Consider the following 14,147-nt stretch of genomic DNA (forward strand, 5'->3'; position numbering starts at 1 on the left):
ATGAGCAAAGACTTTACGCATTCAGTAATCATCTTGATCATCACCACCGTTGTTGTGGCTTCCTTCTCTCTTGCTGTGTGGGTAGTGCCTAACATCCTGCGTACTGACGACATCGCCAAAGGTAGTTTAGCGAAGCCGTTAACCGCGTTGGAGCTTGCTGGCCGCGATATCTACATCAGCGAAGGTTGCCATGTGTGCCACACGCAGATGGTTCGTCCTCTAGAGCCGGAGACCAAACGTAATGGTCGTGCAAACAAAGAATCAGATGATATTTATGAATTCCCTAACCTATGGGGCTCAAAGCGTACAGGTCCGGACTTAACCAATCTTGGCCGTAAATACTCTGACCAATGGCATGTATTGCATCTAATTGATCCCCGTCAGGTCATTCCAACGTCCATAATGCCGGCCTACCCTTGGCTGTTCGAACAAACACTCTCGGGCGATGCAATTGGCGACAAGATGGAGACACTACGCATACTAGGGGTTCCATACACAGACCAAGAAATTTCCGATGCGCGCTTACAAGTTCGCGGTAAAACCAAAGGCGAAGCGCTGATCCGTTATCTTCAAAGCCTTGGTCAAGATACAGCACAGGAGGTGGCACCATGAGCACATTCTGGAACTGGTGGGCCGTTGCCTGCACCATAATCTTCTTTGTTCTGATGGTGGGTGTTATCGTCAAGTATTGGCGTAGCAACCACAAAGCAGACCAAGACCACACCATCGCCTCTTTTGATGGGATAGATGAAAAGGACGCGCCACCACCTAAGCTCCTCTTCGTTAGTTACGCTGTCGCGTTTTTACTCTCCGCAGGCTATTTGGTTCTGTATCCGGGGCTTGGTGAATGGAAAGGCTTGGCGAATTATGACCAAGCAGACGACAAACTTAGCTCGCCATCAACCACACTCGATCAGCAATTCAGCCAAGTAACCGACACCTCTTTGGCGGCACTTGCGCAAGATGCCGATATCGTGCGTAGCGGTCGTATGTTATTTCAAACCCATTGTGCAGCCTGCCATAGAGATAACGCACAAGGACAAAAACACTTCCCTAACCTTATCGACAAAGAATGGATGTACGGCGGAGATGATGAGGCCATCATTCATTCCATCGCGAAAGGCCGTAACGGTGCGATGCCCGGCTGGGTTGAGGTGATGAGAAAAGACGAAGTGGACAAGATTTCTTACTATCTTGCGTCGCTTAATCAACGCCACAGCAACGTACCTGAGGTGAAGATCGAACTAGGTAAAAACCTATTCGCTCAATACTGTTCTTCTTGTCACGGCGATGGCTCACTTGCCAATCAACAAACTGGTGTTCCAGATTTGTCAGACAGCGTATGGCTTCATGGCGGTAGTATTGAAGAGATTCAACACACCATCAATTACGGTTTAAATAACTTGATGCCAGCGTTTGAAAACCAACTCTCAGAACATGAAATCCTGGCGATTGGTGCCTACATCCGCAAAGTTGGCAAAGAGGAAGAGCAGAAACTCGCAGCACTTAATGCTCAATCTGTCGAGCGTGGTGAATATCTGGCACACGCGGGGGATTGCGTGGCTTGTCACAGTGCAGAAGGTGGCGAACCTTTCGCTGGCGGCCTACCGTTTGTTACCCCATTTGGCACCATCTACTCCACTAATATCACGCCCCATGCCAGTGAAGGTATTGGTGAGTATAACTATGATGACTTTCGTGATGCTCTTGTGAAAGGTAAAGGTAAACACGGCTATCTCTATCCGGCTATGCCCTACACGTCCTATCAATACCTGACTGAGCAAGATATGAAGGATTTATGGGAATTCATGCAATCTATCCCTTCGGTGGCTCGTCGTAACGATGAAAACCATATGATGTTCCCATCTAACATCCGTCTTGGTTTGCTTGGCTGGAATATCGTCTTTATGGACACCGACCCTATCGATTACAGCCTACCTTTAGAGCTTGAAGGCGCGGTGGATGACGTAGAGAAGTGGCAGAAAGGCAAATACTGGGTTGCGGGCTTAGGACACTGCTCAGAGTGCCATACGCCGAGGAATATTGCTCAAGCATTGATTCCTGAGCGTATCTTCCAAGGTAACTTGATAGACGGCTGGAACGCACCTGACATTACCTCTACGGAGCTGTACATAGGTGGTTGGGATGAAAAGACACTCAGCGACTTCTTGCACACAGGTCATTCAGACAAAGGTACTGCTTTTGCTGGGATGGCTGACGTGGTCAAGAACAGTTTGAGTTTAATGACTCGTGAAGACGTTGAATCCATGTCCTACTATCTGCTCAATGGGGACGTAAACAACTTTATTGCCGCAGATGCTATTCCTTTGGAGCCTAAAGGGTTTGATGAAGCGGCTTATCAAGAGCCAATCTATGCCACCTACAAGCAAACATGTGGAGCATGCCATGGTAACGATGGTAAAGGGCGAGATCCAATAGCTCCAACGCTCTTGAACAACGGCATAATCATGCACAGCGACCCGTTCAACACCATTGCGGTAACCGTGCGTGGCCTACAGCCAACTTACATCGACCCAGAGCGTAACTTCATGCCAATGGCAAGCTTTGAGGACATCCTCTCTGACGCTCGATTGGCAGAGTTGATTACCTTTGTGCGTAAACACCTTGGTGACCAGCAAACACCAGTCACAGCGGCTGACGTTCGTGATGTGAGGGAAACCTTGGAGGAAGCGGGTTACGCAGGCGGTCTACACACCACACCGGAAATGTACGACAGACGCGACAACAACATACATATCAAGTAACACACCACCGAAAGAAAGTGCTGTTTCGTTAAACATAAAAAAAGCCCTTTCCAACCGGAAAGGGCTTTGACTTAGTTCCCAAAATTTTTGCCGTTTTACAGCAGTTCCACCGACTGTTGAGCGATAACCCACTCTTCATTGGTAGGAATAACTAGCGCTTTCGCACCAAGCAACTCAGATGTAGCAACAACACCTGCGTTACCAAATCGAGCGTCTTCGTTACCTTTCACATCTTCAACGAAACCTAGAAGTTTAAGGTTCTTCAGGATTTCACTACGGATTGGCATTGAGTTTTCGCCGATGCCGCCAGTGAAGATGATGCCGTCGAATGAATCAAGAGCAGCAAGGTAAGACGCAATGTATTTAGACACACGGTATGTAAATACTTGGAATGCTAGAGTTGCACCTTCGTGACCCTCTTCCATCGCTTCCAAAATACCGCGCGCATCGCTTGTTAGGCCAGAAACACCTAAGAAGCCAGAAGCTTTGTTCAAAGAGTTGAACACTTTCTCTTGAGACCAACCTTTCTTAAGAAGGTACTCAATGATGCCTGGGTCAAGGTCACCACAACGTGTACCCATCATAAGACCAGACAGTGGCGTGAAGCCCATTGACGTATCAACAGACTCGCCGTTGTTAATTGCACAAACAGAAGCACCATTACCTAAGTGAACAGAAATGAAGCTAGATTCTTCCACTGGCTTGTTAATCATTTTCGCAGCTTCACGGCTTACGAAGTAGTGGCTAGTGCCGTGGAAGCCGTAACGACGTACGCCGAAGTCAGTGTAAAGTTCTTTCGCGATTGCACCAGTGAATGCGCGTTGAGGCATTGTTTGGTGGAATGCAGTGTCGAATACAGCAAACTGAGGAAGGCTTGGAAACGCTTCGATAGCAGCGCGAATACCGATAGCACCTGCAGGGTTATGTAGTGGAGCAAGATCTGCAAGTTTTTCGATTTCAGCGGTTACTTCTTCAGTAATGCGAACAGTTTGTGTGAACTTCTCACCACCGTGAACGATACGGTGACCTACAGCCACGATGTCTTGAGCCAGACCTAACTCTTCGGTTAAACCAACCAGCTTACCAATAGCGATCTTGTGATGGCTATCGTCGCCTTCGATTGCGACTTCCTTTTTCTCACCGTTGAATTTCCAGCTCATACGAGCGTCTGATAGACCAAAGCATTCGCCCAGACCACTTAGCACAGCATCGCCAGATTGAGAGTCGATTACTGCAAATTTTAGTGATGAGCTACCAGAGTTGATCACCAGTACAAACGAATTAGACATGAAATAGTTTCCTGTTGTGGAGCAGAGGTTGTAATCGCGCTTCCGCGCTGCGTACTTCTTGTTTGTGGCTTCTATTATTCAATAATTTTTTAATCTTTCAACTATCTTTTAGTAATAGTTTTTTAGTTGAACATTTTTTGTTGATCTATGACAAGTTTAGATTTTATTTGAAGACTAAAAAATATCTCTTATTACAACAAATGTATGAATAGTCATATTTGTACAAAACCAAAAGTATGAGCTACGTTGTTTAGTGGGGATTCAGAAGTTACAAACATATCAATAATTCGGAATAATAACGTGCCCACATTTGCCTTTGTATTGGTCATCATAGGTCTAATTTTGCTCTGCTGGGGATGGCAGATGACAAAAAGTATTTGCTCGAAGACAGACGTTCCGGGTTGGATCGTGTTGTTAATTTTAATCACCGGGTTCATATTTGCCTACGCGGCCTTTCTTCATGAGATCATCAACAAACCTGTTGCTTCGCTACTAGAGACAGGATTGGCGCTACTGCTATTTGGTGGGAGCATTTTTGTTGTGCTCGTTATCAAATGGAGTAACGATTCAATAAATGAGCTACACAAGGTCGCAGAGCGAGAGAAACACAATGCTGTTCATGACTCTCTCACCGGGCTCCCAAATCGAAAGTTCTGCTTTGAGCAAATCGATGACCGCATCCAAGAAGGCGCCCCCTTCTCTGTTATTCTTTTTGATGTGGTCAATTTCAAACAAATCAACGATGCGATGGGCCATTTCAGCGGTGACCTACTGCTGATTCAAATCGGACAAAGACTTCAAACAGAATTGACCGGATACGACGAAATTTTTAGAGTGGGCGGCGACGAATTCGTGATTCTCACTTCTTGTGCGGAACACAGCGCAGGCTCAAACCTCGTCGGACGACTGGACAACGCAATGTCTCAGCGTTTCAATCTCGGTGAATTTCAAGTCTCTTCTCGTGTCGTTTTTGGCATCAGTACATTTCCTTTTGATGCGGACTCAAATGATCTTCTTATCAAGAGTGCTGATATTGCAATGTACCACGCCAAGCGCAACGGACAGCTAATGGCGTTTTATAACGATGACATGAACGTTGGTGCTAAATATCAGCTTGAAATTTCATCACGTATTCAATGCGCTTTAGAAAAAGAAGAGTTTCAGCTTTATTACCAACCTTTGATTGATGCTCACACCAACCTTGCAGTCGGATTTGAAGCGGTAATTCGATGGCGTGATGGAAACGGAAAAAACATCTCACCGAATGACTTCATCCCAATTGCAGAACGCAGTAATCAAGTACACAACATCACCATGTGGGTTCTGGATCAAGTCGAGAGAGATCTATTGAGCCTTATCGAACAGGGCATTCGCTTGCCTGTACACGTAAACCTATCAGCCAAAGATTTATCCTCAAATTTACTTTTCGCTAGGCTCGATAGGATGCTTAGCGAAAATCCTAACTTTGCAAATCTCATTAGTCTCGAGATCACCGAAACGATGGCGATTGATCGCGTGCTTGAGCTCAACCCACTTATCAACCAAATCAAAGGACTGGGCATCAAAATTAGCTTAGATGATTTTGGCACCGGTTATTCTTCCCTCTCCCTATTGCGAGACTTGCCTGTCGACCAAATCAAAATCGACCGTTCCTTTTTGAGTACCGCAAGCAAAACTGAAGGCACTCGCTCTATTGTCGAAAACACCATAGCGCTCGCTCACGGCCTGGGTTACTCAGTGGTTGCAGAAGGCGTTCAAGACATGGATACACTTCACTTCTTACGCAGTCGAGGCTGTGACATCATCCAAGGCTATCTATTCTGCCCTGCTCTACCGCTAAACGAAGTCATCAGCTGGGTGAACAATCACGACGAAGAACAACATCGAATTCGACGCGCATAAAAAAACCGAGCACTTGGCTCGGTTTTTAAATTCACTTAATGGTTAAGCAATTATGCGTCTTGCGTGCGACGACCACGGCCGTGACCACGTTCACCACGGTGCGCACCACGGTGATCACCACCACGGTTGCGATCGAAACGACGTTCGCCACCTTCACGGTTACCGTTAGCATCACGGTTGCCATCACGGTTACCACGGAAGCCACCTTCGCGACGACCGCCTTCACGACGCTCACCACCACGGTTGCCGCCTTCGCGGTTGCCACGGTAACCGCCGCCATCACGACGACCACCATCGCGACGACCACCGTCACGGCGACCACCACGAGACTCACGGAAGTCATCGAAGTCACATACTACAGCACCAACATCTTGTTGACGGATACGTAGTTTGCTTAGCTTGTTCGCAGCATCTGAAGTCATTGCTTTAGGTAGCTGAACGAATGTGTGACCTTGCGCTAGCTTGATCGCACCGATAGAACCTTTACCAAGACCTAGTTCATTTGCTAGAGCGCCAACGATGTCTTTAACTTGAACACCTTGCTCACGACCAACTTGAAGCTGGTAAGTATCCCAATCTTGAGTGTTGAAGCTACGACCGCCTTCACGACCACCTTCACGGCGCTCTTTACGACGTTGCTTGTCACGCTCAATCGCTTCAACCATTGGGTCTTCGCCAATGTAGAATAGAGGACGTTTACCTTGCTGACGCTTAAGAAGCATTGCAGCAAGCATCACTGGGTCGATCTCAAGAGAAGTTTGTAGTTTCTCTACTAGCTCAGCGAATTTGTCTAGTGATTTGTGCTCTTTCTCAGCTTCCAGTTCAGCTGCTAGCTTGCTTAGACGAGCTTCAGCAACTTGGTCACGTAGAGGAAGTTGGATTTCTTCCATAGATGACTTAGTTACGCGCTCGATAGTGCGAAGCATGCGGATCTGGTTAGTGCGAACTAGAAGGATCGCTTTACCTTTACGTCCAGCACGGCCAGTACGACCGATACGGTGGATGTAAGACTCAACATCGAATGGGATGTCGTAGTTAAATACGTGAGTAATACGTGGAACGTCTAGACCACGTGCAACAACGTCAGTTGCAACTAGGATGTCGATAACACCTTGTTTGATGTGATCAACAGTACGCTCACGTAGAGACTGAGGAATATCACCGTGCAGTGCAGCAGCTTTAAAGCCACGTGCAGATAGCCAATCAGCTAGACGCTCAGTGTCTTGACGAGTACGTACGAATACGATTGACGCGTCAGTTTCTTCAGTTTCAAGAAGACGAGACATCGCTTCATCTTTCTCTACCCCCTTCACTACCCAGAACTGCTGTTGAACTTTGTCTACAGTGTGGTTCTTACCAGCAACGTCAACTGTTACAGGTTCACGTAGGAAGCGCTCAACAATGTTTTTCAGCATTGGAGGCATAGTTGCAGAGAATAAAACGCGTTGAGCTGATTCAGGAGCGTGCTCCATGATCGCAGTTACGTCGTCTACGAAACCCATGTTTAGCATTTCGTCCGCTTCATCAAGTACGAAAGTATTTACTTCGTCAAGATGTAGACGTTCACGGTTGATAAGGTCTTGAACACGGCCAGGAGTACCAACAACAACGTGTGCACCGTTTTTAAGAGCACGCATTTGATCGACGATAGATGCACCACCGTAGATTTCTAGAACTTTAAGACCCTTGATGTTTTTACCAAGGTTTTTCATTTCAGCCGCAACCTGGATCGCTAGCTCACGAGTTGGAGCAAGAACGATTGCTTGTGGTTTACGTTGATCAAGATCTAGCTTGTTTAGAAGAGGCAGAGAGAATGCTGCCGTTTTACCTGTACCCGTTTGTGCCTTGCCCAGCGCGTCAACACCTTCCAATAGGTGTGGGATTGCCGCAGCCTGAATTGGAGTTGGTGACACGAAACCCATTCCGTCTAGAGCAGAAAGGATAGAATCATTCAGAGATAAATCGCTGAATTGAATAACAGAATCTTGCATTGGGATCCTACTTAATTAAACAAAAAAACAGTCCCATATGCTCTTCCAATTCGATACTGATCCATCCAGTTACTAAATCCATTCAGACAGGAATTAGCACAGTACACAACCGCGATAAGCCATTAGGGACGACTAAGGGAGGCGGATTATTCCTTAAATGCATAAAAAAAGCTAGAAAAAATTGAATTACATCACAATTTATTCTCACTAATGGTATTATTCGCATAAATTTCCACCTCTCCCCCGATTCTCCGGAGAGAAAAGCACCAACAAGCTGTTCAATTCATCAATAATTCACAGCGAATTTGTGTGCTTTAGGTAGTAATAATAGTGCGCAATGATTATAGTGTGCCCAATTCCATTGGTAAGTTAAAAAAAGATGTTTCAAGATAACCCGCTATTAGCTCAGCTTAAGCAGCAAATCCAAGAAAACCTGCCTAAAAAAGAAGGCTCAATCAAAGCAACTGATAAAGGCTTTGGCTTCCTGGAAGTGGACAGTAAAACCAGCTTCTTCATCCCACCAGCGTACATGAAAAAGTGCATGCACGGCGACAAAGTGGTTGCCATCATTCGCACTGAAAACGAACGCGAAGTCGCAGAACCACAAGAGCTGCTAGAACAAGCCATAACTCGCTTTATTGGCCGAGTAAAAATATTCAAAGGCAAGCTAAACGTAGCACCTGATCACCCACAGCTGAAAAAGCTTTCTCTTAAAGCGAAGTTAAAGAAAGGTCTAAAACCTGATGAATTCGCAGAGGGTGACTGGGTTGTCGCGCATCTTATTCGCCACCCACTTAAAGGCGATAACTCTTTCTTTGTAGAAATTTCAGAGAAGATTACCGATTCAAACGACAAGATTGCACCTTGGTGGGTAACGCTTGCTCAAAATGATCTACCTAACTCTGAGCCAGTAGGCATTGAGAACTGGGAACTGAAAGACGACGCGGATCTAGAGCGTGTAGACATGACTCACGTTCCTTTCGTAACTATCGATGGTGAATCGACCAAAGATATGGACGATGCACTGTACGCGAAGAAAACTGAATCTGGCGACTTCGAGCTGACTATCGCAATCGCAGACCCAACAGCGTACATCACACCTGAAGACGATATGGATAAAGTCGCTCGCGAACGTGGCTACACTATCTACCTACCAGGTCGTAACATCCCAATGCTACCTCGCGATCTAGCGGACAACTTGTGTTCTCTAATCGAAGGTGAAATCCGCCCTGCTATCTGCTGTACAGTAACAGTAAATAAAGATGGTGTGATTGGTGATAACATCCACTTCTTCGCAGCCAACATCAAATCACATGCTCGTCTAGCATACGACAACGTATCTGATTGGCTAGAAAACGGCAGCTCGGATAAATGGCAACCGTCAGAAGAGATCGCGACTATCGTTCGTGACCTATACGATTTCTCTCGCGCTCGCGCTGAGTGGCGTGAAAAGAACGCAGTTGTGTTCCCAGACCGTCCTGACTACCGCTTCGAACTAAGCGAAGACAACGACGTTGTTGCGATCCACGCTGACATGCGTCGTAGCGCAAACCGCCTAGTTGAAGAGTCAATGATCACAGCAAACATCTGTGCGGGTCGTACGCTGCGCGAGAAATTTGAAACAGGCGTATTCAACACACACGCTGGCTTCAAAGCTGAGAAAATTGAAGAAGTGGTTGAACTGGTAAACCCAGAAGGTGCACTAGAGTTCACTGCTGAATCTATCGCAACACTAGAAGGCTTCGCAGCACTTCGTCGTTGGTTAGGTGAGCAAGAGACCTCATACTTAGATAACCGCATTCGCAAGTTCCAAACGTACAGCGAAGTGGGCAATCAACCTCTTCCTCATTACGCAATGGGTCTTGATATCTACGCGACTTGGACTTCACCAATCCGTAAATACGGTGACATGATCAACCACCGCATGCTAAAAGCAGTCATTTTGAACAAAGAACCTGTTCAAAAACCAGACGATGAAGTGGGCGAAGAGCTGGCTCTTCACCGTAAACATCACAAAATTGCCGAGCGAAACGTATCAGATTGGCTATACGCACGTACTCTTGCGGAAGAGCCAAGCAAACAAACGTGTTTCACAGGTGAGATTTTTGATATTAATCGTGCTGGTGCACGTGTTCGACTTCTCGAAAATGGCGCAGCGGCCTTTATTCCTGGTAGCTTGATTCTTGATAATAAAGAAAGAATTGAGTGTAACGGCGACAACGGTACCATTTCTATTGATAAAGAAGTGGTATACAAGTTAGGTGACACATTGGAAATCGTTCTAGCGGACGTGAACCAAGAGAACCGCAGCATCGTTGCAAAGCCAACCCAGGTATTTGCTGATAAGCCAGCAGCACAAGCAGAAGAAACTGTAAGTGAATAATACCGATTGAAGTTTAAAGGCGCTCAAGTGAGCGCCTTTTTTATACGTCATGTAAGAAAGATAAGAACGAATATGCCGAACATTGAGATCATTCGCTTTAATCACTTCACTGCTCGCAAAAGTGAACGCTACACCGCCACCCACAATGGCTTATATGTTGTTGAAGAAGGCTCACTCATCATTAACCAGCCAAGTGGTGAGCGAATTGAATTAAACGCCGGAGACTTCACCCTTTATAACTCCGCAGACCTACGCAGTGCCGAAGCCAAGCCCGGCGTGTTCAAAGCCGTAGCGCTAGTATTTGATATTGGCTTGTTCAGCGAGTTTAAATCTGCCCATCCAGGCGTACAGTCAGAAACAGAAGAACGCCGCTTCTACCCTTTCTCTTCTGAAAACCAATCCTCGATTGCAAAGCTTAAAGACGCGTTAATCGAGTTAGCGGACAATAAAGCACCGCAATACGCTCAAGGTCATATTGCGCTTTCACTACTATCACTGATGGTCGAATTACAGCCAGACATTCTATCTATCATTGATGACGCAAGCAGCCTCACCGCGTCTCAGAAGGCGATTAAGTACATTGAGAAGAACATCGAGAAAGACATCACATTAGAAGCGCTAGCAACGCACATGAGCATGTCTATCGCGACCTTGAAACGCAGACTGGCAGCAGAAAACCTCTCGTTCTCGCACATATTGAAGGTGAAACGCATCAATCACGCAGCAACGCAACTGCGTGTGTCACAGAAGTCGATTACTCAAATTGCATTTGAATCCGGCTTTAAGAGTGCTGCACACTTTAGTACCGCGTTTAAATCGATTTACAGCATTACGCCTAAAGAGTTTCGTAGCCAAATTGCGAAGTAACGCATGGCATGGCACGAAACGGTGACAGATTAACAGATAGAGGATTAACAGATAGAAACGGCTGTTAGTCCCAGAAACACGCTTGAGGATCGCTCTCTAATTCGGCGAGAAGCACCTCAAGCGTTTTACTCATCGGTAGCCTTTCATAAGGTACCCACACCAGATCTTCTCCACGATACGTTGGCACGTAGAAACACCAAAGCTGAGTGTTGGCATCAAACAGGATTTTAGCAATGGGAGACGTATATTCACTGTGCTGTGAATCAAGCAAGAAGTGCGCATGATAAAGCTCAACACCGTTCTCTATGGGTTCGTACAAGCATTTGCCTATCGCTTCTACCGGCAAATTGACATTGCGCCTAGCGCAGAGCGTTTGAACCAATTTGTGCAGACGACTGGTCGCCATTTGAGACACGGACATGAGCCTACTCCTGATATGTTGTTCTTAGTATATACCCAAGTACCTGAGAGAGGCAGAAATCACCATCGAGGCATGCGCTCGCTCAAGGCTAGAATAACACTCCATTTAACGACGAAAAGCTAACTGCGTCACCTCTTGTGTTTCAAATCGGTAAAAGCTGCCCTTCGCATATTATTGATAGCTATCCGTTTAAAGCGAGAGCAATCGATCATTCACTATGGATATCGATGCGCATTCACAAAAGTGTAACCTGAACGAAATATGATGAGCGCTGCTTTATACCGTATTTGGAGTTCAATATGTTACGTCTTTCTGTGGCGACCTTACTAGCCATGGCTCTGTCCCTTCCTTCTGCTATGGCAAAAGAAGTCAATATTTCCGGTTCTACCTCTGTTGCACGCGTAATGGATGTATTGGCTGAAGAATATAATAAAACGCATCCTGACGATTACATTGCCGTACAGGGCATTGGTTCAAGCGCTGGTATCACGATGGTGAACAAGGGCGTGGTTGAGATTGGAATGAGCTCGCGCTACTTAACAGAAAGAGAGAAAGGCGAAGACCTCAACGTATTCCCTATCGCTTACGATGGTCTTGCTGTTGTTGTTAACCGCACTAACTCTGTCACCAACCTTTCGGAGCAACAACTGTTTGATATCTACAAAGGTAAAATCGACAATTGGAAACAAGTCGGCGGCGCAGACCAACCCATTGCCGTGGTAACACGTGAAGCGTCTTCTGGCTCTCGCTATAGCTTTGAAAGCTTGCTAGGCCTTACTAAGATCATCAACGACCGTTTAGTATCGGACATCAACCCAAATAACCTAGTGGTAAACAGCAACAGCATGGTTAAAACCATTGTTAACCACAACCCACACGCTATCGGCTTTATCTCCGTCGGCTCAGTGGATCGCTCAATAAAAGCGATTCAGTTTGAAGGTACTGATCCAACCGCAAGCAATATCGCCAACCACAAGTACAAACTGGCTCGTCCTTTCTTAGTTCTGTACAAAGTAGATGGTTTGGATAACGCAGGCAAAGAGTTCGTGAAGTTCCTGAAATCGGAACAAGGCCAAAAAGCGATTGCCGATTACGGCTACACACCCGTGAAAAGCTTTAACCAATAAAACGCAAACATAAAAAAGAGAGCCAAATCCGGCTCTCTTTTTTGTTTGAATCTTTGAATTCGATTAGAAGTGCAATTGAATCACTGAAACAACCACTGCACCAGGTCTACGCACACCTTCGATTTCTACTTTGATTTCACGCTCGATCTCAAGACCTTTCTTAATTGGCGTGATTTTAGTTAGCGTACTTGATGCACGAACGTTGTTACCCGCTTTCACTGGGTAAGGGAAACGCACTTGGTTCAGACCTAGGTTCACCACTAGCTTCGCCGTTGGGAACATTGGGTTTTCTGGATCAACAGAATCGGTCAACTTAGGCAGAAGTGCCAACGTAAGGAAACCATGAGCAATCGTAGTCTTAAATGGAGACTCTGTTGAAGCACGCTCTGGATCGGTATGAATCCATTGCATATCTTCAGTTACCGAACCAAATTGGTTGATACGCTCTTGAGATACATGAACCCAATCACCCACATGGATCACTTCGCCCACTTTCTCGCTTAGCTCATCAAATAGAACTTGCGCTTCAGGTTTTAGGACAATTGGATCTGGTTGAGAAATGACTTCCTCATTCACAGCAGGTTGTTGGTGATCACGTACTTTAGAAAAAAGAAAGCTGCTTTGTGCTCGACCTAAAAAGTCACCCCAATAATCGCGTAGCGTTGGAGACATCCAATTCATAAACTCTGATTGGTGAGCGGAAATCGCACCAACTTTGTCTTTAAATAGATTCGTGACTTTCATAAAAACCCTTAGATAAATTCAGCACAACTGGCTATACCAGTTAATTTTGAATTAGTTCACACTATGTTGCAAACACTTTCGGGCGAACACATGTTTACTCAAAGTCATTTAGTTCTTATTTTTCATGAGGATACCAATAAAACACTATTTTATTAAGTAACTACAACATAAAGTAAATACTCTACAAAATGCCGTAACAATAGTCCTTTTGGGCATTCCATCGCACTACTTCCTTCTTTAACTGTGACCACAAAACAAGCAATCAGTTCTTTTTCATTAAAACAATGCTTTACAACGTTTCTGCCTCACCCTATTATACGTCCCGAAACGGAGAGATGGCTGAGTGGTTGAAAGCACCGGTCTTGAAAACCGGCATACGTTAATAGCGTATCTAGGGTTCAAATCCCTATCTCTCCGCCACATTTAGAAAGCCTGTTGAGAAATCAACGGGCTTTCGTCGTTTTAGCATTTTGAAAATTAAGGGATTTCTAAATCCCTAGTCGTGTGCGACCCCAGCACTCCGCCACATTCCAGTAAAAAGCCCGCTAAGAGATTAGCGGGCTTTTTCGTATTTCAGTGCTTTAAAGGGATTAGCCCAAATCCCTCCTTGAATGCAAGCCCAGACTAGGCGTCCCCGAACTCCGCCACATTAAGAAAG

10 protein-coding genes and 1 tRNA gene are annotated in these 14,147 nt (G+C 45.8%); 7 read left to right on the top strand and 4 right to left on the bottom strand.

The features are described from left to right. Together QTO06_RS17110 and QTO06_RS17115 are read left to right on the top strand one after the other, a co-directional pair. The gene (locus QTO06_RS17110; RefSeq protein ID WP_331409061.1) at positions 1-612 is read left to right on the top strand and encodes a cbb3-type cytochrome c oxidase subunit II; all 612 of its coding nucleotides are present in this window, start codon (positions 1-3) and stop codon (positions 610-612) included. Further along, positions 609-2,765: a c-type cytochrome gene (locus QTO06_RS17115; RefSeq protein WP_331409062.1), complete on the top strand. Its 2,157-nt coding sequence runs from the start codon at positions 609-611 to the stop codon at positions 2,763-2,765. The genes QTO06_RS17110 and QTO06_RS17115 overlap by 4 nt, the downstream gene beginning before the upstream one ends. Positions 2,766-2,860: 95 nt before the next feature. On the opposite strand, the gene QTO06_RS17120 is transcribed toward QTO06_RS17115, so the two are convergent. Continuing rightward, positions 2,861-4,054: an acetate/propionate family kinase gene (locus tag QTO06_RS17120; RefSeq protein ID WP_005440661.1), complete on the bottom strand. Its 1,194-nt coding sequence runs from the start codon at positions 4,052-4,054 to the stop codon at positions 2,861-2,863. Between the two features lie 363 nt (positions 4,055-4,417). On the opposite strand from QTO06_RS17120, the gene QTO06_RS17125 reads away from it, so the two are divergent. Next, complete coding sequence (locus QTO06_RS17125) at positions 4,418-5,956, top strand: putative bifunctional diguanylate cyclase/phosphodiesterase (RefSeq protein ID WP_331409063.1); 1,539 nt, start codon at positions 4,418-4,420, stop codon at positions 5,954-5,956. Positions 5,957-6,006: 50 nt separating this feature from the next. Here the strand turns inward: QTO06_RS17125 and QTO06_RS17130 are convergent, their stop codons facing one another. Continuing rightward, positions 6,007-7,947: a DEAD/DEAH box helicase gene (locus QTO06_RS17130; protein WP_331409064.1), complete on the bottom strand. Its 1,941-nt coding sequence runs from the start codon at positions 7,945-7,947 to the stop codon at positions 6,007-6,009. Positions 7,948-8,326: 379 nt separating this feature from the next. Between QTO06_RS17130 and rnb the strand changes: the two genes are divergently transcribed. Next, the gene (rnb, locus tag QTO06_RS17135) at positions 8,327-10,330 is read left to right on the top strand and encodes an exoribonuclease II (protein WP_331409066.1); all 2,004 of its coding nucleotides are present in this window, start codon (positions 8,327-8,329) and stop codon (positions 10,328-10,330) included. A gap of 72 nt (positions 10,331-10,402) precedes the next feature. After that, positions 10,403-11,197, top strand: coding sequence for an AraC family transcriptional regulator (locus QTO06_RS17140; RefSeq protein WP_038892597.1), 795 nt, complete (start codon positions 10,403-10,405; stop codon positions 11,195-11,197). Between the two features lie 64 nt (positions 11,198-11,261). Here QTO06_RS17140 and QTO06_RS17145 read toward each other — a convergent pair whose 3' ends face one another. Then, positions 11,262-11,618: a DUF3024 domain-containing protein gene (locus QTO06_RS17145; protein WP_162091930.1), complete on the bottom strand. Its 357-nt coding sequence runs from the start codon at positions 11,616-11,618 to the stop codon at positions 11,262-11,264. Positions 11,619-11,917: 299 nt separating this feature from the next. Here QTO06_RS17145 and QTO06_RS17150 point away from each other — a divergent pair, with 299 nt between their 5' ends. Continuing rightward, a complete protein-coding gene (locus tag QTO06_RS17150; RefSeq protein WP_045373685.1) occupies positions 11,918-12,745 on the top strand; it encodes a phosphate ABC transporter substrate-binding protein in 828 nt (275 codons plus the stop codon). A gap of 63 nt (positions 12,746-12,808) precedes the next feature. Here QTO06_RS17150 and QTO06_RS17155 read toward each other — a convergent pair whose 3' ends face one another. Further along, positions 12,809-13,489 (bottom strand): MaoC family dehydratase, encoded by a 681-nt coding sequence (locus tag QTO06_RS17155; protein WP_331409068.1) that lies wholly within the window; start codon positions 13,487-13,489, stop codon positions 12,809-12,811. A gap of 329 nt (positions 13,490-13,818) precedes the next feature. Here QTO06_RS17155 and QTO06_RS17160 point away from each other — a divergent pair. Next, a tRNA-Ser gene (locus tag QTO06_RS17160) sits at positions 13,819-13,909 on the top strand. The last annotated feature ends 238 nt before the right edge of the window (positions 13,910-14,147 follow it).

Source organism: Vibrio sp. M260121 (assembly GCF_036533715.1).
Taxonomy (GTDB): domain Bacteria; phylum Pseudomonadota; class Gammaproteobacteria; order Enterobacterales; family Vibrionaceae; genus Vibrio.

What these genes read in the sequence shown, in the direction of transcription:
- QTO06_RS17110 (WP_331409061.1), top strand. Translation starts at nt 1, where the DNA reads ATGAGCAAAGACTTTACGCATTCAGTAATCATCTTGATCATCACCACC.
- QTO06_RS17115 (WP_331409062.1), top strand. Translation starts at nt 609, where the DNA reads ATGAGCACATTCTGGAACTGGTGGGCCGTTGCCTGCACCATAATCTTC.
- QTO06_RS17120 (WP_005440661.1), bottom strand. Translation starts at nt 4,054, where the DNA reads ATGTCTAATTCGTTTGTACTGGTGATCAACTCTGGTAGCTCATCACTA.
- QTO06_RS17125 (WP_331409063.1), top strand. Translation starts at nt 4,418, where the DNA reads ATGACAAAAAGTATTTGCTCGAAGACAGACGTTCCGGGTTGGATCGTG.
- QTO06_RS17130 (WP_331409064.1), bottom strand. Translation starts at nt 7,947, where the DNA reads ATGCAAGATTCTGTTATTCAATTCAGCGATTTATCTCTGAATGATTCT.
- rnb (WP_331409066.1), top strand. Translation starts at nt 8,327, where the DNA reads ATGTTTCAAGATAACCCGCTATTAGCTCAGCTTAAGCAGCAAATCCAA.
- QTO06_RS17140 (WP_038892597.1), top strand. Translation starts at nt 10,403, where the DNA reads ATGCCGAACATTGAGATCATTCGCTTTAATCACTTCACTGCTCGCAAA.
- QTO06_RS17145 (WP_162091930.1), bottom strand. Translation starts at nt 11,618, where the DNA reads ATGTCCGTGTCTCAAATGGCGACCAGTCGTCTGCACAAATTGGTTCAA.
- QTO06_RS17150 (WP_045373685.1), top strand. Translation starts at nt 11,918, where the DNA reads ATGTTACGTCTTTCTGTGGCGACCTTACTAGCCATGGCTCTGTCCCTT.
- QTO06_RS17155 (WP_331409068.1), bottom strand. Translation starts at nt 13,489, where the DNA reads ATGAAAGTCACGAATCTATTTAAAGACAAAGTTGGTGCGATTTCCGCT.